General features: G+C 70.9%; 17 protein-coding genes. 5 read left to right on the top strand and 12 right to left on the bottom strand.

Features of this window, described 5'->3' with window-relative positions:
* Positions 1-4 precede the first annotated feature (4 nt).
* Entirely contained in the window at positions 5-475 is a 471-nt protein-coding gene (gene cynS, locus AC3IYJ_RS03620) for a cyanase (protein WP_489399887.1), read from the bottom strand.
* An 80-nt stretch (positions 476-555) separates the two neighbouring features.
* Positions 556-1,155: a carbonic anhydrase gene (locus AC3IYJ_RS03615; protein ID WP_489399886.1), complete on the bottom strand. Its 600-nt coding sequence runs from the start codon at positions 1,153-1,155 to the stop codon at positions 556-558.
* A 124-nt stretch (positions 1,156-1,279) separates the two neighbouring features.
* On the opposite strand from AC3IYJ_RS03615, the gene cynR reads away from it, so the two are divergent.
* A complete protein-coding gene (gene cynR / locus AC3IYJ_RS03610) occupies positions 1,280-2,179 on the top strand; it encodes a transcriptional regulator CynR (RefSeq protein WP_489399885.1) in 900 nt (299 codons plus the stop codon).
* 316 nt (positions 2,180-2,495) lie between these two features.
* Here cynR and fusA read toward each other — a convergent pair whose 3' ends face one another.
* Positions 2,496-4,568 carry an elongation factor G gene (gene fusA / locus AC3IYJ_RS03605; RefSeq protein ID WP_489399884.1) on the bottom strand — a complete coding sequence of 691 codons (2,073 nt, stop codon included), beginning with the start codon at positions 4,566-4,568 and terminating at the stop codon, positions 2,496-2,498.
* Positions 4,569-5,452: 884 nt separating this feature from the next.
* Between fusA and AC3IYJ_RS03600 the strand changes: the two genes are divergently transcribed.
* From AC3IYJ_RS03600 to xdhC, 3 genes are read left to right on the top strand one after another with little or no spacing between them, the layout of a single operon-like run.
* The gene (locus AC3IYJ_RS03600) at positions 5,453-6,916 is read left to right on the top strand and encodes a xanthine dehydrogenase small subunit (protein ID WP_489399883.1); all 1,464 of its coding nucleotides are present in this window, start codon (positions 5,453-5,455) and stop codon (positions 6,914-6,916) included.
* Complete coding sequence (gene xdhB / locus AC3IYJ_RS03595; RefSeq protein WP_489399882.1) at positions 6,913-9,360, top strand: xanthine dehydrogenase molybdopterin binding subunit; 2,448 nt, start codon at positions 6,913-6,915, stop codon at positions 9,358-9,360. Before AC3IYJ_RS03600 ends, xdhB begins: the two co-directional genes overlap by 4 nt.
* 1 nt (position 9,361) lies before the next feature.
* A complete protein-coding gene (xdhC, locus tag AC3IYJ_RS03590) occupies positions 9,362-10,171 on the top strand; it encodes a xanthine dehydrogenase accessory protein XdhC (protein ID WP_489399881.1) in 810 nt (269 codons plus the stop codon).
* A gap of 220 nt (positions 10,172-10,391) precedes the next feature.
* On the opposite strand, the gene AC3IYJ_RS03585 is transcribed toward xdhC, so the two are convergent.
* Both AC3IYJ_RS03585 and AC3IYJ_RS03580 read right to left on the bottom strand, forming a co-directional pair.
* Complete coding sequence (locus tag AC3IYJ_RS03585) at positions 10,392-10,895, bottom strand: nucleoside deaminase (RefSeq protein ID WP_489399880.1); 504 nt, start codon at positions 10,893-10,895, stop codon at positions 10,392-10,394.
* Positions 10,896-11,420: 525 nt separating this feature from the next.
* Complete coding sequence (locus AC3IYJ_RS03580) at positions 11,421-12,251, bottom strand: alpha/beta fold hydrolase (RefSeq protein WP_489402675.1); 831 nt, start codon at positions 12,249-12,251, stop codon at positions 11,421-11,423.
* 76 nt (positions 12,252-12,327) lie between these two features.
* Between AC3IYJ_RS03580 and AC3IYJ_RS03575 the strand changes: the two genes are divergently transcribed.
* Complete coding sequence (locus tag AC3IYJ_RS03575; protein ID WP_489399879.1) at positions 12,328-12,933, top strand: sigma-70 family RNA polymerase sigma factor; 606 nt, start codon at positions 12,328-12,330, stop codon at positions 12,931-12,933.
* 15 nt (positions 12,934-12,948) lie between these two features.
* Here the strand turns inward: AC3IYJ_RS03575 and AC3IYJ_RS03570 are convergent, their stop codons facing one another.
* The 7 genes from AC3IYJ_RS03570 to AC3IYJ_RS03540 form a co-directional block, all read right to left on the bottom strand.
* Positions 12,949-14,001 carry an FUSC family protein gene (locus tag AC3IYJ_RS03570; RefSeq protein WP_489399878.1) on the bottom strand — a complete coding sequence of 351 codons (1,053 nt, stop codon included), beginning with the start codon at positions 13,999-14,001 and terminating at the stop codon, positions 12,949-12,951.
* 187 nt (positions 14,002-14,188) lie between these two features.
* A complete protein-coding gene (locus tag AC3IYJ_RS03565) occupies positions 14,189-15,373 on the bottom strand; it encodes a hypothetical protein (protein ID WP_489399877.1) in 1,185 nt (394 codons plus the stop codon).
* 199 nt (positions 15,374-15,572) lie between these two features.
* Positions 15,573-16,193, bottom strand: a complete 621-nt coding sequence (locus tag AC3IYJ_RS03560; protein ID WP_489399876.1) for a hypothetical protein — start codon at positions 16,191-16,193, stop codon at positions 15,573-15,575.
* A complete protein-coding gene (locus AC3IYJ_RS03555) occupies positions 16,190-17,359 on the bottom strand; it encodes an MAB_1171c family putative transporter (protein ID WP_489399875.1) in 1,170 nt (389 codons plus the stop codon). Before AC3IYJ_RS03555 ends, AC3IYJ_RS03560 begins: the two co-directional genes overlap by 4 nt.
* 1 nt (position 17,360) lies before the next feature.
* Complete coding sequence (locus AC3IYJ_RS03550; protein ID WP_489399874.1) at positions 17,361-18,053, bottom strand: hypothetical protein; 693 nt, start codon at positions 18,051-18,053, stop codon at positions 17,361-17,363.
* A gap of 234 nt (positions 18,054-18,287) precedes the next feature.
* A complete protein-coding gene (locus AC3IYJ_RS03545) occupies positions 18,288-18,791 on the bottom strand; it encodes an XRE family transcriptional regulator (protein WP_489399873.1) in 504 nt (167 codons plus the stop codon).
* A 551-nt stretch (positions 18,792-19,342) separates the two neighbouring features.
* Positions 19,343-19,876, bottom strand: coding sequence for an AfsR/SARP family transcriptional regulator (locus tag AC3IYJ_RS03540; protein WP_489399872.1), 534 nt, complete (start codon positions 19,874-19,876; stop codon positions 19,343-19,345).
* Between the last annotated feature and the right edge of the window lie 320 nt (positions 19,877-20,196).

Below are 20,196 nucleotides of genomic sequence, written 5' to 3'. Positions count from 1 at the left end.
CCGATCAGAAGGGCTTGGTCGGCAGGTACTTGCCGTCCAGGGTGATGACCGCGCGCTCGCCGCCGTCGGGGTCGGCGACCTTCTTCACGTCCAGCTTGAAGTTGATCGCGGAGATGATGCCGTCACCGAGCTGCTCGTGCACCAGTGCCTTCAGGGTGGTGCCGTAGACCTGGAGCATCTCGTAGAAGCGGTAGATCGTCGGGTCGGTGGGGGCGGCGCCGGGGACGGATCCGCGCATCGGGATGGTCTGCAGCACCGTCGTGTCGTCGGCGTCCAGGTCCAGGAGACCCGCCACGGCCTCGGCCGAAGCCTTGGGCAGCGGGTGCTGGCCGAGGACGGCGGCGGTGACGAAGGCGACCGACAGGCCTGCGGCGTCCGCGATCTCCTGCCAGGACAGGTCCTTGCGGATCTTGGAGTCGACGGCCTTGGCGGCCAGGACCTGGCGGGCGGTGTTGTCGAACTGGGCGTGCACCATGGGAGGGCTTCCTTTCGGGTGTGCCGCTCACCGGGGGAAGGTGAACGGCGGGGAGGGGGAGAGGGGCGGGGAGTCGGCGTTCAGGCCGCGGGGACGGCCGGGCGCAGGGCGTCGAGCTCCTCGACGCTGCCCGCGGGGATGTCGTAGACCCAGCCGCGCAGGGTGACCGCGTTCGAGGCCAGGGCGCGGGCCACCGAAGGATGGGTGGCCAGATTCGCCAGCTGGGCGCGCACGTTCTCCCGCACCAGGGCGTCGACCTTCCGTACGTCGGCCTCGGCGGCCGTACGGGCCACGGAGGCGTCGGCGTGGCGCAGCCAGCCGGCGATCGCCGGGGCGCCGCTGAGGTCGTGCCGCTCGGCGAGGGCGGTCATCGCGCCGCAGGCGGAGTGCCCGCACACCACGATGTCGCGCACGCCCAGGACCGCGACGGCGTACTCGATGCTGGCCGCCACCCCGTCGGAACCGGGCGTGTAGGCGGGCACCAGGTTTCCGGCGGTACGGATGACGAACAGCTCGCCCGGCTCGCTCTGCGTGATCAGCTCCGGCACCACACGGGCGTCGGAGCAGCTGATGAACAGCGTGGAGGGGCGGTGGGTGGTCGCCAGGTGGGCGAAGAGGTCTGCCTTCGCCGGATAGACGTCCCGCCGGAACTGCGCGACGCCCTCGGTGAGGTCTTGCATGGTCACTCCCTTCGGTGGCTGCCGACCCCGTGGGGCCGACGAGATCCACCATGCATCACCTGCATCTATAGTGTCCAAGACGCAATAGCCATGCCTCCTATAGATCTCATCTATAGTCGAACCCATGGTCCTGGAACTCCGTCACCTGCGCTACCTGCTCGCCGTCGCCGAACACGCGAGCTTCACCCGCGCCGCCGAAGACCTGCGCATCTCCCAGCCCACGCTGTCGCAGCAGATCAAACAGCTCGAACGCACCGTCGGAGTCCAGTTGCTGGACCGCACCGGCCGCAGCGTCCGCCTCACCGACGCCGGCGAGACCTACGTCCACCACGCCCGCCGGGCCCTGCGCGACCTCGCCGCCGCCGAACGCGCCGTCCACGACGTCGCCGACCTCTCCCGCGGCCACCTCCGGCTGGCCGTGACGCCGACGTTCACCGCCTACCTGGTCGGGCCGCTGGCCGCCGAGCTCCACGCCCGCCATCCCGGCATCACCCTGGAGGTCAAGGACATGGCCCAGGACCGCATCGAGGCCGGCCTCCTCGCCGACGAACTCGACCTCGGCATCGCCTTCCACGGCCCCCACCTGCCCGGCATCACCGCGACCCCGCTGTACGCCGAGACCCTCGGCCTCGTCACCGCCGCCGGAGCGGAACCGGCACCCGGACCGGTGTCCGCATCCGGTCTGTCAGGCCGCCAACTCGCCTTGCTCAGCGGTGACTTCGCAACCCGTGGGCACATCGACACCTACTTCGCCGCGCACCGGGTGCGGCCCCGCATCGCGGTGGAGGCCAACTCCATCCAGGCCCTGACCGAGATCGTCCAGCGCACGGAACTCGCGACCGTGCTGCCCGACGCCGTCACCCACGACCACCCCCACCTCACCCCGGTCCCCCTGGAGCCGCCCCTGCCCACCCGTACCGTCGCGCTCCTCGCGCGCGAGAACGCCTACCGGAGCGCCGCGGCCCGAGCCTTCACCGACCTCACCCACGACCACGTCCGGGACCGCGGTTACACCCCGGTCTGACCTCTGCGACACCCTCACCGGCCCCGTGGCGCGGAGAGTCCCCCCGTGGCGCGATCGGTCCCCTTGCTGGCGCGTGCTGCCAGGGGTCCGGCGATCTTTCCGGCCATAGAGTGGTGATCGTTCCCGGACGGTACGGGCGGCGAACCGGGTCCCGGACGTACGGGAAGTCCCGGCTGGAGCGGAGCCCTCCCACGGGGGTGGGGGGCCAGAATCCAGTAGCGCCGCAGGGCCCGCCCCGCCCGGCCCCCGGGAGCGGGAGCAGGGCGGGGCAGGCGGACGGGCGGGCGGGCGCGGCGCGGCGGGCAGCGCCGGGTGGTCACCGGAGCGGCAGCGCCCCCGCGACCGCGGCCGGGACCGGTGCGAGACCGGCCGGCCGGGTGGTGAAGGTGCCCCGGCCCTGGGTCCGGCCGCGCAACCGGGACGCGTAGCCGAACAGCTCGGCCAGCGGCACGGTCGCCGTGATCACCGCGCTCCCGGCCTCGGCCGTGGATCCGTAGACCCGGCCGCGGCGGGCCGCGAGATCACCCAGGACGCCGCCGACGCCGTCCTGCGGAACGCTCACCGTGACCTCGACGAGCGGTTCCAGCAGCTCCATCGAGCTCTGGCGCAGGGCCTCGCGCAGCCCGAACCGGCCCGCCGCGCGGAAGGCCATCTCCGAGGAGTCCTTGGAGTGGGTCGCCCCGTCGGTGAGCGTGACCCTCAGCCCCGTCACCGGGAACCCGCCGATCGGGCCCTCGGCGAGCGCATCGCGGCATCCGGCCTCCACGGCCCGCGCGTACTCCTGCGGAACGCGGCCGCCGACGACCGTCGAGCGGAACTCGAAGGACCCCTCCGCCAGCGGCTCGACGTCGAGGACGACGTGCGCGAACTGGCCGGCACCCCCGTCCTGCTTGACGTGCCGGTGGACCAGGCCGCTCACCCCGCGCACGACCGTTTCCCGGTACGAGACCTGCGGCCGGCCGACGGCGACCTCCACCCCGTGGCCACTGCGGATCTTCTCCACCGCGACCTCCAGGTGCAGCTCGCCCAACCCCGACAGCACGGTCTGGCCGGTTTCCGCGTCCGACCGCACCACCAGCGAGGGATCCTCCTCCGCCAGTCGCGCCAGAGCCGACGAGAGCCGGCCGGTGTCGCTGCTGCGACGTGCCTCGACCGCCACCGACACCACAGGTTCGGCCACCGATGCCGGTTCGAGGACCAGCGGCGCACCCGGCGCGCACAGGGTCGTGCCCGCTCGGGCGGCCTTCAGCCCGATCACGGCGACGATGTCACCGGCCACCGCCTCCTCCCGTTCCTCGTGCCGGTCGGCCTGGACCCGCAGGATCCGGCCGACCCGCTCCGTACGCCCCGTGGCTCCGTCCAGTACCGTCGCGCCCTTGCGCAGGGTGCCCGCGTAGACCCGCAGGTAGGTGAGGCGCCCGGTCGCGGTCGCCGTCACCTTGAAGGCGAGGGCCGCGAACGGCTCCGCCGGATCGGCGGACCGCTCCTGCTCCACGCCGTCGGCCGTGCCCCGTACGGGCGGCATGTCGGCGGGAGAGGGCAGGTACGCCAGGACCGCGTCCAGCAAGGGCTCGATCCCGCGGTTGCGGTACGCCGAGCCGCACAGCACCACCAGTCCGTCCCCGCGCAGGGTCAGCTCCCGCAGGGCGCGCACCAGGGTCCGCTCCGACAGCGCCGTCGTGGCGCAGAACTCCTCCAGCGCCTCGGGATGCAGCTCCGCCACCGTCTCCTCCAGCAGCCGTCGCCGTTGCCGCGCCTCCTCCAGCAGCGGCTCGGGGACGGGCCCCTCCTCGTAGGTGTCGGCGCCGGCGTGCCAGTGCAGCGAGCGCATGCGCAGCAGGTCGACGACGCCGTGGAAGGAGTCCTGCGCTCCGATGGGCAGCTGCACCACCAGGGGAACGGTGCCGAGGCGCTCGCGGATGGACGCGACGGCCGTGTCGAGGTCGGCGCCCGCCCGGTCCAGCTTGTTGACGAACGCGATCCGCGGAACCCCGTGCCGGTCGGCCTGGCGCCACACCGTCTCGCTCTGCGGCTCGACCCCGGCGACGGCGTCGAACACCGCGACCGCCCCGTCCAGGACCCGCAGGGAGCGCTCGACCTCGTCGGAGAAGTCCACGTGACCCGGGGTGTCGATCAGGTTGACGCGGTGTCCGCCCCAGGTGCAGCTCACGGCCGCGGCGAAGATGGTGATGCCGCGGTCGCGCTCCTGGGCGTCGAAGTCGGTGACGGTCGTTCCGTCGTGGACCTCGCCCCGCTTGTGGATGGCGCCGGTAGCGAACAGGACGCGTTCGGTGATCGTGGTCTTGCCGGCGTCGACGTGGGCGAGGATGCCCAGATTGCGGACGGCGGTGGGGGAGGTGGTGGTGAGGGGTCGACCGTTGGCGCGCATGGCCCGGGACCTTTCGACAGAAAGAAGCGAAGAAGAGGGCAGCGCGATCGGTGACCCGTGGCTCCGTCCCGGGGCAGCCGCGGCGCCGCCGCCCGGCCCGTCCCGGCAGAGGCCGGGACAGGGGGCGTACGCAGAGCGGGAGGGGACGGGAGCCTAGAAGTGGGTCACGGGCATACGGTGACGGCCGCGCAGCCGGCACCGCGCGCTGCGAGACACCGGGATCACGTCGTACCGGGACGGGGGAGCCCAGGTCGCGGTGTGCTGCGTGCACATGGCGGGGCTCCCCTTCTCTTCGTTCGGCATGAGGTGCGCGGTGCTCTGTCGGCAGCGCGCACGGCGAGTCTAGGGAGCGGGTTTCCCCGGGGCACGTGATTATTCGGGGCTTCCCCGGAAGGCATCGGGGAGCACGGGGAAGCACCGGACGGGGCGGCGGGGACTCGGGGCGGGAGGAGTGAATCAAAGGGGCGGCTGCGACGCGACTGGTTGCGCGTACGAAGACCCGCCGCAGGCATGGGCCGGGCTTCAGGGGATCGACCCAGGATTGGCTTGACCTGAGTACTACGGCAACGTAAATTCGACCTCAACGACTCGTGAGCTACCGAAGGAGGCGAAGTCGGATGTCGACCATCTCCGAGCTGCTTCGCCTCGCTCACAAGATCGCCTGGGCTCCGGGCCGTGTAGCACACGGCTGCTGAACAGCCCCTTCCCGGTGTGCCCTTTTCTGTGGCCCCGGGCATCTTTGCATCTCCGCCACCGCTTAGGCACGTCGTTGCGCCCCCATTTGTTGCGCTCCGGGTTCTCGAGCTGCGCCACCCGAAATAGAAAGCTCCTGAAATGGCTACTAAGATAGTCCGATCCACCGTGCGCCGAAATGAGGACGTGCCATGGTAGCGGCGCGTATTACGGTCAATGGCCAGGAAACCCCGATCGCACCGGCTTCTCCTCACGCCACGGTGCTCGATTTCCTGCGCGACCGCGGCCTCACCGGTACCAAGGAGGGCTGCGCCGAGGGTGAGTGCGGCGCCTGCTCGATCATGGTGGCCCGTCCCGGCGTGAACAAGCCGACCGACTGGGTTGCGGTCAACGCCTGCCTGGTCCCGGTCGCGTCGCTCGACGGCCAGGAGGTCATCACCTCCGAAGGCCTCGCCACCGTCGACGAAACCGGCAAGCCGACCGCGCTGCACCCCGTGCAGGAGGAGATGGCCGTCCGCGGCGGCTCCCAGTGCGGTTACTGCACGCCGGGCTTCATCTGCAGCATGGCCTCCGAGTACTACCGGCCCGACCGCTGTGCGCACGGCGAACCGGCGGACCACGACGACCCCGAGCACGGTCCGAACGGGTTCGACCTGCACTCGCTGAGCGGAAACCTGTGCCGTTGCACCGGTTACCGCCCGATCCGCGACGCCGCGTACGCCGTCGGCGAGCCCGCCGAGGACGACGTCCTGGCGCAGCGCCGCGACGAGGCCCCGCCGGCTCCGGCCGAGACCGAGTACACCCAGGACGACAGCACCTTCGTGCGCCCCGGCACCCTTGCCGAGGCCACGCAGCTGCTGCGCGAGCGGCCCGACGCGCAGGTCATCGCGGGCAGCACCGACTGGGGCGTGGAAGTCAACATCCGCTCCCGTCGTGCGAAGTACGCGATCGCGATCGACCGGCTGCCCGAGCTGCGGGAACTGCGGGTCGAGTCCGACCACGTCCTGATCGGCGCGGCGCAGACGCTCACCGAGATCGAGCGCCGTCTCGACGGCAGCGTCCCGCTGCTGGCGGAGCTGTTCCCGCAGTTCGCCTCCCGGCTCATCCGCAACAGCGCGACCCTCGGTGGCAACCTGGGTACCGGCTCTCCCATCGGTGACAGCCCGCCGGTGCTGCTGGCGCTCGAGGCGTCGCTGGTGCTCGCCGACGCCGACGGTGAGCGAGAGGTTCCGCTCGCGGACTACTTCACCGGCTACCGCCAGAGCGTGCGCCGTCCCGGCGAGCTGATCCGCGCCGTGCGCGTTCCGCTGCCGCTGTCGACGGTCACCGGGTTCCACAAGATCGCCAAGCGGCGCTTCGACGACATCTCCAGCGTCGCGGTCGCTTTCGCGCTCGACATCGAGGACGGCATCGTCCGCAAGGCCCGCATCGGTCTGGGCGGCGTGGCCGCCACCCCGATCCGCGCCCTGTCCACAGAGGCCGCCCTGGAGGGCAAGCCGTGGACGCGCGAGACCGCCGAGGCCGCTGCCCGCGAGCTGCGGGGTGAGGGCACGCCGATGAGCGATCACCGTGCCAGCGCCCTATACCGCTCCGCGATGCTGGGCCAGAGCCTGCTGAAGCTGCACGCTGAAACCACCGAGGCGGTGTCGTCATGAGTCATCTGTCAGAGCTCCCCGAAAAGCCTGTCGTCGGCATCTCCATGCCGCACGAGAGCGCCACCCTGCACGTCACCGGCACCGCGCTGTACACCGACGACCTGGTCTACCGGACCAAGGACGTGCTGCACGCCTACCCGGTCCAGGTCATGAAGGCCCACGGCAGGATCACCGCCCTGCGCACCGAGCCCGCGCTCGCCGTGCCCGGTGTGGTCCGCGTGCTGACCGGCGCCGACGTGCCCGGCGTGAACGACGCCGGTATCAAGCACGACGAGCCGCTCTTCCCCGACCACGTGATGTTCTACGGTCACGCGGTCGCCTGGGTGCTCGGAGAGACCCTGGAAGCGGCCCGCCTCGGTGCGGAGGCCGTCGAGGTGGAGCTCGAAGAGCTGCCCTCCATCATCACCGTGAAGGAGGCGATCGCGGCCGAGAGCTTCCACGGCGCCCGCCCCCTGATGGTGGCCGGCGACATCGACGCCGGCTTCGCCGACTCCGAGCACGTCTTCACCGGCGAGTTCCAGTTCTCCGACCAGGAGCACTTCTACCTCGAGACGCACGCCGCGCTGGCCCTCGTCGACGAGAACGGGCAGCTGTTCATCCAGAGCAGCACCCAGCACCCGTCGGAGACCCAGGAGATCGTCGCGCACGTCCTCGGCCTGCACAGCCACGAGGTCACCGTGCAGTGCCTGCGGATGGGCGGCGGCTTCGGCGGCAAGGAGATGCAGCCGCACGGGTTCGCGGCCATTGCCGCGCTCGGCGCCCTGCTGACGGGCCGGCCCGTCCGCGTCCGGCTCAACCGGACGCAGGACCTGACGATGTCGGGCAAGCGCCACGGATTCCACGCCACGTGGAAGATCGGCTTCGACGCCGAGGGCCGCATCCAGGCCCTGGACGCCACCCTGACCGGGGACGGCGGCTGGAGCCTGGACCTCTCGGAGCCGGTGGTCGCCCGTGCGCTCTGCCACATCGACAACACGTACTGGATCCCCAACGCCCGGGTCGCCGGCCGCATCGCCAAGACCAACAAGACCTCCAACACCGCGTTCCGCGGCTTCGGCGGTCCGCAGGGCATGCTGGTGATCGAGGACATCCTGGGCCGGGTCGCGCCGCTCCTCGGCCTGGACCCGTCCGAGCTGCGGGAACGGAACTTCTACCAGCCCGGCCAGGGCCAGTCGACGCCGTACGGGCAGCCGGTTCCCCAGGCCGAGCGGATCACCGCCATCTGGGAGCAGGTCCACGCCGACGCCGGCATCGCCGACCGCAAGCGCGAGATCGCGGCCTTCAACGCCGCGCACCCGAACACCAAGCGGGCGCTCGCGATCAGCGGGATCAAGTTCGGCATCTCCTTCAACCTCACGGCCTTCAACCAGGCCGGCGCCCTCGTGCTGATCTACAAGGACGGCTCCGTCCTGATCACGCACGGCGGCACCGAGATGGGCCAGGGCCTGCACACCAAGATGCTGCAGGTGGCCGCCACGGCCCTGGGCATCCCGCTGAACAAGGTGCGCCTCGCCCCGACGCGGACGGACAAGGTGCCCAACACCTCGGCCACCGCGGCGAGCTCCGGCGCGGACCTCAACGGCGCGGCGGTGAAGAACGCCTGTGAGCAGCTGACTGAGCGGCTGCGTCAGGTGGCCGGCACCCTCCTCGGCGGGAACGCCTCGGACGTGCGCATCGTCGACGGCGTCGCGCGGGTCCTCGGCAGCGACAAGGAACTGGCCTGGGACGACCTGGTGCGCGCCGCGTACTTCCAGCGCGTCCAGCTCTCGGCGGCCGGTTTCTACCGCACCGAGGGGCTGCACTGGGACGCCAAGGCGTTCCACGGCTCCCCGTTCAAGTACTTCTCCTACGGCGCTGCCGCGACCGAGGTGGAAGTGGACGGCTTCACCGGCAAGTACCGCATCCGCCGGGTGGACATCGTCCACGACGTCGGCGACAGCCTCTCCCCGATGATCGACATCGGTCAGGTCGAGGGCGGCTTCGTACAGGGTGCGGGCTGGCTGACCCTCGAGGACATGCGCTGGGACGCCACCGACGGGCCCAACCGAGGCCGTCTGCTGACGCAGGCCGCGAGCACCTACAAGCTCCCGAGCTTCTCGGAGATGCCCGAGGAGTTCAACGTCTCGCTGATGCAGAACGCCCACGAAGAGGGCGCCGTCTTCGGCTCCAAGGCCGTGGGTGAGCCTCCGCTGATGCTGGCCTTCTCCGTGCGCGAAGCGCTGCGACAGGCAGCCGGCGCGTTCGGGCCGAGCGGGATCAGCGTGGAGCTGGCCGCGCCGGCGACGCCGGAAGCGGTGTACTGGGCGATCGAAGAGGTCCGCCGCAGCGCCGCGGACCAGAACGGTCACGCCCGTGACGGATTCGCCGCAGGTGACGAGGGTGCTAACGGCCACGTCTCCGACGGCAGTGTCCGGACCGACGCCGCAGCGCTGAGCGGTGCCTGACATGACGTGGGTCGCCGCGGTCGCGCGGTTGCGGGCACGTCGGGAGTTCGGCGTGCTGGTGACCGTCGCGACCGTGCGCGGCCATGCCCCGCGCGACGCCGGCGCGAAGCTGGTGGTGGGGCAGGGCGAGACCTGGGGCTCGATCGGCGGGGGCAACGTAGAGGCCGTCGCGATCGACCGGGCCCGGGAGATGATCGAGGCGTCCAAGGCCGAACCGGAACTGATGGATTTCGCCTTGAACGACAAAGTGACCAACCAGCACGGCGTCCAGTGCTGCGGCGGAACGGTCTCGGTGCTGCTCGAGCCCCTGCCGGTGGTACGGGCCGTGGCGGTGTTCGGTGTGGGACACGTCGGGCTTGAACTGGCGCGCATCCTGGCGCGTCAGGACCTCGATCTCCACCTGATCGACACGCGCGCCGACATGCTCACCAAGGAGCGGCTCGACGTGCTCTCGGACGCGGTGGCGCAGGTGCACGTGCACCACACGCCGCTGCTGCCCGAGGAGGTGCTGGAGGAGCTGCCGCGCGGCACCCACATCCTGATCATGACCCACGATCATGCCGAGGACGCCGCGCTGTGCGACGCCGCCCTGCGCACGACCCATCTCGGCTCCATCGGGCTGATCGGGTCGGCGGCCAAGTGGGTGAGGTTCCGCAAGCGGCTGTCGACCGAGGGCGGCCACGACGACGCCACCATCGATCGGATCAAGACGCCGATCGGGCTGGCCGACATCACCGGCAAGGAACCCGCCACGATCGCCGTGAGCGTCGCCGGCGACCTGCTGCGCACCTTCGAAGCCGAGGGTGACTGACCGGTACGCCCGGATCGACAAGGGTGCCCCGCATGCGAGGAGACGCATGCGGGGCACCTTTTTGGCATCTCCGGGACGGGGATCCGGCATCGGGATCGGAGATCGGGGTCCGGAGTCGGGATCGGGGTCCGGAGTCGGGACCGAGGGTCGGGATCGGGGCACGAAAAAAGGGGGACTGCGCGAAGGCAGTCCCCCAAGCCGCTCATGCGAGCGGTTGTGGTCAGTAGTCGATGCGGTCCGTCTTGGCGAGCCACGCCTCGAACGGCGCGTTGCGGTTCGGCATCTCGACCCGCTCGATCTGCACCGGCCACTGCTCCGAGGGCCGGGTCTCGAACAGGTCGTAGAACTTGCGGTCGTCGAAGCCGGCCACCGCGGCGTCATCGCGGTCCGCGGCGAAGATGATCCGGTCGACCCGGGCCCACAGCGCGGAGGAGAGACACATCGGGCACGGCTCGCACGAGGTGACCAGGACGCAGCCTTCGAGGGAGAAGGTGCCCAGCTTCTGGCAGGCGGCGCGGATCGCGGTTACCTCGCCGTGAGCCGTCGGGTCCAGGTGAGAGGTGACGTTGTTGTTCCCGATCGCGACGATTTCGCCGTCCTTGGCGATCAGTGCGCCGAACGGGCCGCCGCCGTTCTTGACACTGGTGGTGGCAAGGCCGATGGCCTCGTCCATCCAGGTGCGCTCGAGCTCCTGCATGCTCTTCTCCTGGGTGTGCGCGGTCATGGTCTCTCCTCTATGACAAACGGTGGGGACTCCCCGAAGGTTCTGCTCGTGCGGAGTCCCGCAGGGGCAGAGGGTTCGGGTCAACAAGTGGGGATCCGCGGGTGCCGCCTCGAGCCCGGCTCGGTCGGCGACATTCGCGGGAGATCGGCGCGACGGGGCGCCGACAGCGTGTTCCGGTGCTGCCGAGGTGCGGGCGGGAGGAGTCTGGACGGACATCAGGAAACCTCCACTGTCCCTTCAAGGTCTCGTTCACGCGCTGTTAATCCGGATAAGCGCAAGTACATCCGCCACGACGCGCCGGGGAAAGTCACCGAACCCATAAAGGAATTGCCTGGTCAGCTGGCCCCTCTTGTAGAGTCGCACGAAAGGTGGGTCGCGGTTCCGCCCTCCGTCGTACCCGGGCAACCCGCCTGCGAGAGGCGCGGTCGCGTGTTCAAACCGGACAGGATGAGGGGTGGGATTCCGCCACTTCGAGGGCGGTCATCGCATGTGTGAATTTTTTCTTGGGCGATCGCACGGACGCGCTCAGCCGCGCAGGAATGCCGTCGTGGTCGCCGCGAACAGGTCGGGGTCGTCGATCCACGGGTAGTGGCCCCCTCCAGGTTGCACCACGAGCGTGGCGTCGGGGAACACGTCTGCGAACTCGGCCGCGGCCGCCGGCGGGCTGTTGAGGTCGAACTCTCCGGTGAGCAGCAGGACGGGCGCCCCGCAGGCGGAGAGCGCCGCGCGGGTGGCCTCCGGGGTGAAGGCGCCCTCGGCGGCGAAGAGGGCCACGGCTTGCGGATTCTCCGGCCGGCCGGACGCGTGGTGGCGCCGGGCGGCGGCATCCCATCGGCCGTAGAGGAAGGGGGCGACGGCTTCCCAGTCGCTGCCCGAGCCTTCGGTGATCGCCCGCAGGGCGGCGAAGGCCGTCGGGAACCACGGCTCGTCGCGCCGGAGCCGTGCGGCTTCCCGCCGGGCCTCCGCGGGGACCGTGACGCCGACGGCCCGGCCTCCGGGGCCGATCAGGGCGAGCCTGCCGATCCTCTCCGGGTACCGGGCCGCGTACTGCGCCGCGATGTTCGTCCCGGCGGAGTGGCCGAGCAGGTCCATCCGGGGGAGGCCGAGGTGCTCGCGCAGCGCCTCGACGTCCTCGACCAGGCGATCGCAGCGGTAGGAAGAGGGGTCCTCGGGAACCGCCGACCGGCCGGTGCCGCGAAGGTCCGGCACGATCAGCCGGTGGTGCGCGGACAGGCCTCCGAGGTCGCCGAGGTACTGGGAGTCCGCGGGGCCTCCCGGGACGCAGACGACGGGGTCGCCGTGGCCGGTCACGCGGTAGGAGAGCTGGGTGCCGTCAGGGGCGGAGAAGGTGGGCATGGCGTGGATCCTGCCACTCATAACCTGGTTGTACAACCAGGTTATGAGTGGCGGTGCCGTGCTGTATAACAGGGTTATGGCTGGTGAAGAGAGTGCGGACCGGACCTCCGGAACCCTGACCGATGAACAGGCCGGGCGGATGCTCGCCGGTATGAACGAGGTGATCCGCGCGGGCGAGGAGATGCGCGGCCTGCGCGCCGAAATGATCAAGGTGTTGGCGGATCTCGGCTGGACCCAGGAACGCATCGCGCAACTCACCGGCATGAGCCAGCCGGCCGTGTCCAAGCAGATGGCGAAGCACAGGGCCGACGCCCCGCGGCCTGCGATGGGGCTCTCCCTCGATCAGTACGACGTCCCCTGGCTCGAAGGACGGCTGTGGGGCCTCGCCGAGGCGGTCTCGGAGACCCTCGGCGAGGCCGCCGGCTGCGCCGGCCACGTCAGCGCGCTCACCCGGGGGAAGAAGCGGTTCACGCCGCGGACCGTGGACGAGCTGCGGCGCCTCGTCGAAGCGGACCTGCGGAGCCACCGGGCGGAACTGCCCGATGGCACGCAGGCCGCGTACGACCGGATCGGCCGCGGGCTCGACCTCCCTCCGCGAGCCGACACCGCCCCTCCCGAGTCCGCGTCCGTACGCCGCGCCATCGCCCACCGGATGCAGCGCGACGCACTGGGCGGTGCCTGAGCCGGAGACCGGAGGTCAGCCGCCCGGCAGGGGCGGCGGCTCCAGGTCGTCCAGGATCAGCTGGAACGGGCGCCGCAGGGCCACGGCCGCCGGTTGGGGGTCCTCGCGAACGTAGCCGGCCAGCTCGGCGCGGGCCGCGGTCACCGCAGCCCGGGGGTCCTCCCCGCCCAGGGTCTGTCCGATGGCCCGTACGGTGGCGGACACCACGGCGGGCAGCCGCTCCCGGGACCGGGCCAGGACGGGGGCGAGGTCCTCCCTGCCGCTGAACGCGGCGGCCTCCCGGGCCAGGGTCGACACGTGGATGGTGAGGGTGTCGGCGGTGGCGATCGCTCGGGCCAGCAGCCGTACGGCATCGCGGTCGCGCCGGTGCAGGGGATTGAACCTGATGGCCTGTTCGGCCTGCCGGGCCTCGGTGGCCGCGGCCCGCACCGCCTTCGTGTGGGAGCCCACGAGCGTCAGGTTGTCGCGTGCGGCGGCGGGATCGGCCCCCAGGACCGCCACCGTGCCCCTGAGGGCGTGCACGAGGTGCGTGCGGCAGTCCTCGGCGATGCGGGACAGCACGCGGACCGGGTTGGGGGGCCACAGCAGCGGGGCCAGCAGGATGGTGACCACCGCCCCGGCCCCGGTCTCCCAGACCCGGTGGAAGGCGTAGGAGTCGGGGGAGTCGCTGGCGAAGACCAGCAGGGCGGAGACCGCCACCTGGATGTTGAGCCCTCCGCCGGCCCGCAGGGCCATGCCGAGCCCCAGGGCGAGGGCCATCATCAGGGCCAGCGTGGCCGTCGAGAGCTGCAGTGCGCTCATGACCGCCATCCCGAGCAGCACACCGGCGACCACGCCCAGCACCCGCTGCAGCGAGGTCCCCACGGCGGTCATGGGGTCGCTGCGCAGGCCGAGCAGCGGAACGATCGCCGCGTAGACCGGCGGCTGTTCGGCGCCCAGCCACAGCGCGACCTGCCAGGCGACCGCGACGGTGACCACGATGCGGGCGGCCACGGGTCCCTCCGCGGCAACGATCTCGCGGACCCGGTCGGCGCGCCGCGGCCGGACGGGGTCCACGCTGTCGCTCATCCGCGCTTCTTCCCTCTTCGTCGTTCCGCCGCCGCCGGGCGTGCCGCGGCCGACGAGGAGAGCGTGCGGCCTAGGACAGCGTGCGGCCGCCGAAGGGCCCGCAACCCCCATTACGCCGAGGAGCGGCATGTCACGGCCGTGCGAAAGGGCCGACGCAGGTCCCCGGCGCGGCTGCGATGCCCGAGGGTCAGGAACGCGACACCATCCTGCAGCCCTTCTCCGTCTCGTCGGCCAGCGTTCCCGTGCGGTCGTACGGGTCCACCGGAGTCCCGGACGGGGTCGGCCCGGTGGGCGCGTCATCGTCGAAACCCGGGTGGAGGAAGCCGTCGTGGGAGTCGCAGGCGCTGTTGCCGATGTTCTGGTGGACCGACTCGACCCACAGGGTGCCGGCGGTCGAATCCCACTTGCGCGGATCGGCGATGGAGAAGGTGATCTCGCGCCGCACGACGGTCCGTTCGACCTGCTGCGAGCCCGGCTTCGCCTTCACGAACGGGTAGACGAAGGTGTAGTCCGCCTTCACGGCCACCTGCCCGGCCTTGCTGCCGGCTTCCACCCACATCCGGCCGCGGACCTTGACCACGTCACCCACGAGCTTGATCTGGGCGGGGTCGACCCTGCTGAAGAGGACGAGCGGGTCCTTCTCCTCCGAAGGCCGGCTCAGGCCCTCCTCGATCTCGGCCTTGTACTCCTCCATCTTCGGATCGAGCAGCGCCAGCGCAGCCGTCGGCCGCTGCCCGGACAGGGTCGCGGGCTCCAGGTTGGCGGCTACGAGGAACTGCTTGGCCTTCTCCAGCGCGTCGGCGACCTTCTCCTTGGACACGGCGCCGACGGCCTGGGCCTGCGGAAGCTCGATCCCGGCCGCCCCGTCGGCCCACTGCAGGGCCGGAGACCCCTTGAAGGGGTCCTGGAGGGTCGGCTGGTCGGGGTGGACCGGGGAGGGCGCGCTGCTCGGCGCCGCGGTCTCGGCGGGCAGCGGCTGACGGGACTTGGCGTCCTGCGCGGCCTTGCCGGTCACCTTGTCGATGACCAGCTCGGGCCGGATGGCGATCAGCGCGAGGGCCGCGACGAAGACGATGGCCGCTGTGGCCTTGAGCCGCCGCTTGGTCTTCCCCCGGCCTTCCATCTCCTGCCAGGCCGGACCCGTACGCCAGCCCGGCGGCTCGGCCGGGGCGCCTCTGCCCCGGCGCTTCTTCGCCGCCTTGGCGCGCTGCTCGTCCTCGAGGCGCAGCCGCTCGGTGACCATCCGGGCCCGCGCGGAAGGCTCCTTGGGAGCCTCTCCCGAGCCCGCGGCGGCCTGCTCCATGAACCGGGCCCACTCCTCTTCGGAGACGGCCGGTCTGCCGCTGTCTTCGTGGCTGTCGTTCTTGCTCATGCTCTTTTCCCCGCCCCTGGATCAAGCGGCCGGACAGCCCGGCGGGGGCCTCCTGGACCGTGTCCGGGAGACCCCCGCCTTCGGAACCCGGTTCACTCGACGAAGTAGCCCGCGATGTCCACGAGCAGGTCGACGGTACCGCTGCCGCCGTGGAGGCCGACCTCGGGGTCCCCCTGGCCGGGGCATCGGTGGCGGTCCGCTACCGGACCAGCCCGAAGGTGCCCGCCGCTACGGCCGCGCCCACGGCCGCGCCCGCGAGGACCTGGGCGAGGGTGTGGTCCTTCAGCTCCACCCGGGACCAGCCGACGGCCGCGACCAAGGGGTACGTGAGGAGCGCCCAGGGCCCGTAGGTCATGGCGAGCATGGCGACGCTTCCGCTCGACACGGCCGCGTGCACGCTGATCTTCCAGGCCGGGGTCACCGCGAGGAGGGCCGCGACGGTGGCCAGCATGGCCGCGATCAGCGCGATCATGGTCCGGGGGGCGCCGAAGGCCCACAGCAGCAGGATGCCGGTGGTGACCGAGGCGATGACGAAGGCCAGCACGATGATGCGCTGGTGCCGCTGACCGGCGTGCCGGTCGGTCCAGCGACCGCGGCGGATGCCCCGCTTGATGAACGCCAGTGGAAGGAACGCGGCGAACAGGCAGCCGAGGAGCCCCCATCCGATCCCGGCGAGGCGGCCGGTGTGCCAGCCGATGAGGAGGGTGTCGGCGATGATCCAGGTCTTGGGATCGAGCCCGTCGGTGAGCCGACGTGCGGTCCTGGACCCGTCGGGCCGGGTGGCCGAGGTCGTAGTAGTGGTCGAGGTCGTCGGCGTCACGCCGTGGTCTCCCGCGCGGTCGAGTCGAGGAAGCCGTCCGCCAACGGCGAGTGGTAGATCCGGGCGAGCTGGATGAGCCTGTGCACCTCGGTGGTGAAGTCGAGGTCGTCGATCCCCTCGGTGCCCGGCTTGCGGGCGCTCGCGACGGGCGGGGCGCCGCGCCCCTTGGTTTCGCGCGCCGCCCGCATCCAGAGGGCTTCGGCGGCCGGGCTCGTCCCGGGGTCGAAGCCCGCTTGCAGCGCCGTCGTCCGCGCTCGCTCGCGGACGTCGCCGGCGGCGTAGGAGTCGAGGGCCAGGGCCGCGTCGCGGATCTCGATCACCCGCCGGTACAGCCGAAGGCGCGGGCTGCGCAGGAGTCCCGCCTTGAGGACGATGTCGGGGGTGACCGCGGTCAGGTCCTGCCAGAGCGGCTGGAGCAGCCGGTGGTGACGGCCGTCCTGGACGGTCCGCCAGGCCACGCCGAAGGCGGGGATGCTGCTTCCGACGAGGATGAAGCCGATCGCCACGTACTTCAGGGCGTCGGTGGCGTTGTCGACGGCCACGTCGCCGGTGGCGTCCGTGAGGCCCACCAGGCGGCTCGTCATGTACCCGGCCCGTACGAGGGTGTAGAGGACTCCGACGGCGGTTCCGATGCCCATGAGGCGTACGCCGGTCCGCAGCCATCGGGCACTGGCGTGCCGCGCGCTGCCCCAGAAGAGCCGGGTGGCGGTGGCCATGGCGGTGCCGAGGTAGACGACGAAGACGAGGTAGTAGACCGTCGCCCAGCCGTGGCCCGCGTTCTCCTCGAAGAAGTCGGTGGCTTCGTGGGGGCGCGGGACGAAGAAGAGGAAGAGCACCGCCATGACCGTCATCGCGGTCAGGGCCACGTAGTGGCGGGCCCGCAGCCGGCGGCTGGTCTCCGGCCGGGCGATGGCGACCACGAACTCGACGACCGCCCCGGCCGCGATCATGCCCAGCCAGTGTTTGACGAGGGTGGAGAGGTTGTTGACCCCCGCCCACTCGTCCAGGTCGCGTATCAGCCCGGGGAGTCGGAGCGTCATGGAGAGGGTCAGGGCGGCGAACGCCGCCCACAGGGCCCGCTGCTTGGCGGTCCGGACGGCTGAGGGGAGGCGCCAGACCGTCACCGTCCACAGCATGATCAGGACGGCGATCTCAAGATGCTTCACTTCACGACCAAGTGTTTCGGACGGGGTGCCCGAGGGCGTCATGGAGGCGTGCGAGACGGTCCTCGGCCTCGCTGGAGGTCGACTGCGTCGTATAGCGGCCGGCGCGTTCGTGGATGAGCGTGGCCAGGGTCTCCGCCTGTCGCTCCTGCGGGCTGGCGAACTTGCTCCGCCCCATGAGGTGCGCCAGGCGCTCGATGTCGAGGCCGAGTTCCTCGTCGACCGATTCGGTCATCCGGGCCACGCTCCTGATCCGGGCCGCCTCGGCACGGATGATCGAGGCCACCGGAAGCTCGGGCCGGTCAAGACCGGAGACGGCCGTCTGGGTACGGGTCAGGAGGCGCTGGAAGTGTTCGCAGGCGCGGGCGATCTCGTCCTCCGACGGCTGTTGCGGGATGTCGAGTTCGGGGGCGACATGGCCGAGCAGCATGTGGGAGATCTCGTGGAGGACGATCTGCACCTTGAGGATCTCGGCCGCGACGGCGTCGTAGAAGACGAGGTCGGCGACCTCCAGGCCGAGCCAGATCCCGCACGGCAGCGCCGGGTCTGGCGGACCGTCGAGAGGCAGCAGGATCAGCGGCCGGCCGCGCTGCTCGGCGATGCCCTCGCAGAAGACCTCGAGGTCGAACGGCTGGGGGATGACGAGTCGGTCCGCTACGGCGGCGCACTGCGCATCGGCACGCTTCCACCACCGCATAGCCGCCCTCCCCGCGCGTCGCCTCCCACCGGCGTGAGGCTCAACAGCCGTGCCTTTCGGCCGCTTCGCACTCTCGATCGGTTTTGAGAGTAACGGGAAGCACGCGTGTGGCCGACACAGGTGGTACCGACCGACCGAAAGACCCTTGTTTGTGCGGGCCGTGTGACTGATTCGCGCCTCAGGTTCCTAGGCCGTTCCTTTTGGCGCCGACGGACAGGATCCGAAAGGGGTTGCCTAGCCGCGCCGACGTCTGGGCTTCACGTCCGGAAGGCCTTCGGCCTTTCGGAGCTGCTTGATCAGGCCGGTCACCGACCGCATGGATCCGGCGGAGAGGCCGCTGAGGCGGAAGGCCGCGGCCTTGACCTCCTCGTCCTCCAGGACCTGGGCGAACTCGTCGGCGGCCGCCGCCTTGTCCATCTCCTCGCGGAGCCGGGCGATCCGCTCCTCGATCCGGTGCTCGATCGCTTCGGCGTTCTCGCCGTCCGCGAGGTATCCGACGGTGACGCCGAAGAAGTTGGCGATCGCCCGGATCGAGTCGATACCGGGGTTCGGGTTGTTGTTCAGGCGGATCGTCTGGACCGTGCCGTGCGAAACGGAGGGGCCGCCCAGCTTCTTCGTGCCGTCGGCGATCTCCTGGTACGTGTACGGGCCGCGGCCCGCCGGGTGGATCGTCTCGATCAGGAAGCCGAGGCGGTCGCCCATGGTGTATCGGCGGCCGGTGGGGGTTCTCTCACCCATCACCGTCACTGCTCCTGTCTACTGCCGGATCTCGTAGTCCACCGCTGGACCAACCTCATTGTCTACCGAACTAGATGGATGCCGCCACACTGTCCAACGAATTGCGTCTACCTGGCTGGCGGCCGTCCGTGAAAGTACCCCTGGCCGTGCCATCGCATGATTACCCGTCAGTTCCCTTGACAGGGCCCGTGTCCGGCGACGTATCTTCATCCAGCCATCTAGCCCACTAGATGATGAGGCACTCGATCGCTCGACGGTTCACGTCTAGCCGGCTGAATGCTGATGCTGATGGGCGAGACGGACACGGGGGAGAGGGGACCGCGGCGCCTTCGCGGCGCCGGGCCTCCTCGGCAAGGCCGTTGTCCATGGGCGGAACATCCCCCCGGACGGCGAACCGCCTCCCCGGTGCGGGTGGCGCGGTTCACCGGGAGCTCATGCCTCCCGGCCGCGGGCTGAGGTACGGGGGTCCTCAGCCCGTGGCCGGGGAAGAGCCTGCCGACGGGGATCGGTGTGCCCGCACCGGGCGGGTCGGTGCCGCGGCGGCGCGGTGGTCAGTACTCCGTCGTCAGGGCGAGTTGGCGGTCGCGGTCCTGTCTCAGGAGCTGCGGGATGGCGCCGCTGGGGGCCACGCCCAGCTCCGATACGAGGAGTTCCCGGTAGCGGCGGTACCGGCGGTGCGCGTCGGCGACCTCGCCGACCGAGAGGCACGATTGGATGGCGATGCGCCGGGGGCCCTCCCGCAGGGGGTCGGCCTGGGCCGCCGCGTCGGCCAGTTCGAGCGCCGCGGAGTGCTGCCGGTGCCGCAGGAACGTTTCGGCAAGTCGCTCGAGCGTCTGGACGCGCTGCAGCTTCCACTTCTCCTGGAACGGCACGAGCCAGTCGTGGTCCCAGCTGTACAGGAGCGGGTGGCGGAGCAGACTCCACGCGTGCGGCGGACAGTCGCCGCTGCCCCGGTCCGCTCCGTCGGCCCGCGACACGTCGGAGACCAGAGCCGACACCGTCCGGTAGTCCGCCTCCACGTCGTCGGCCAGGGTGATCGTGGTGTTCGAGGCCCGCAGTACGGCTCCGGCCGTGGTTTGGTTCAACCGCCACAAAGTTTGGCGTAATCGCGCCCCTGCTCGAGCGGTTGGGGCGTCGGGCCACAGCCGGGCGGCGAGTTCGCCGCGCCCCATCGGGCGGTCGCTGAGCACCAGGGCCGCCACGAGGCGTTGCTGGCTGTCGCTGAGATCGGTGACCCCTTGGTCCGTGCGGCAGACAAAGCCTGGCAGCAGGGATATGCGCACGATGCCGGAGCCTGTGGGATTCATCGCACCTCTTCGGTCCTCCGGCGGGTGGTCGGCCCGCCGACTGGGTGTGTCGTTGGTCTCTCCGGTGCTGATATCCCCGCGTAATTCACATGAGCTTC

Source organism: Streptomyces sp. GL_140, assembly GCF_057834465.1.
Note: the sequence above shows the minus strand (reverse complement) of the source record. Positions and strands in the feature narration are given on the sequence as shown.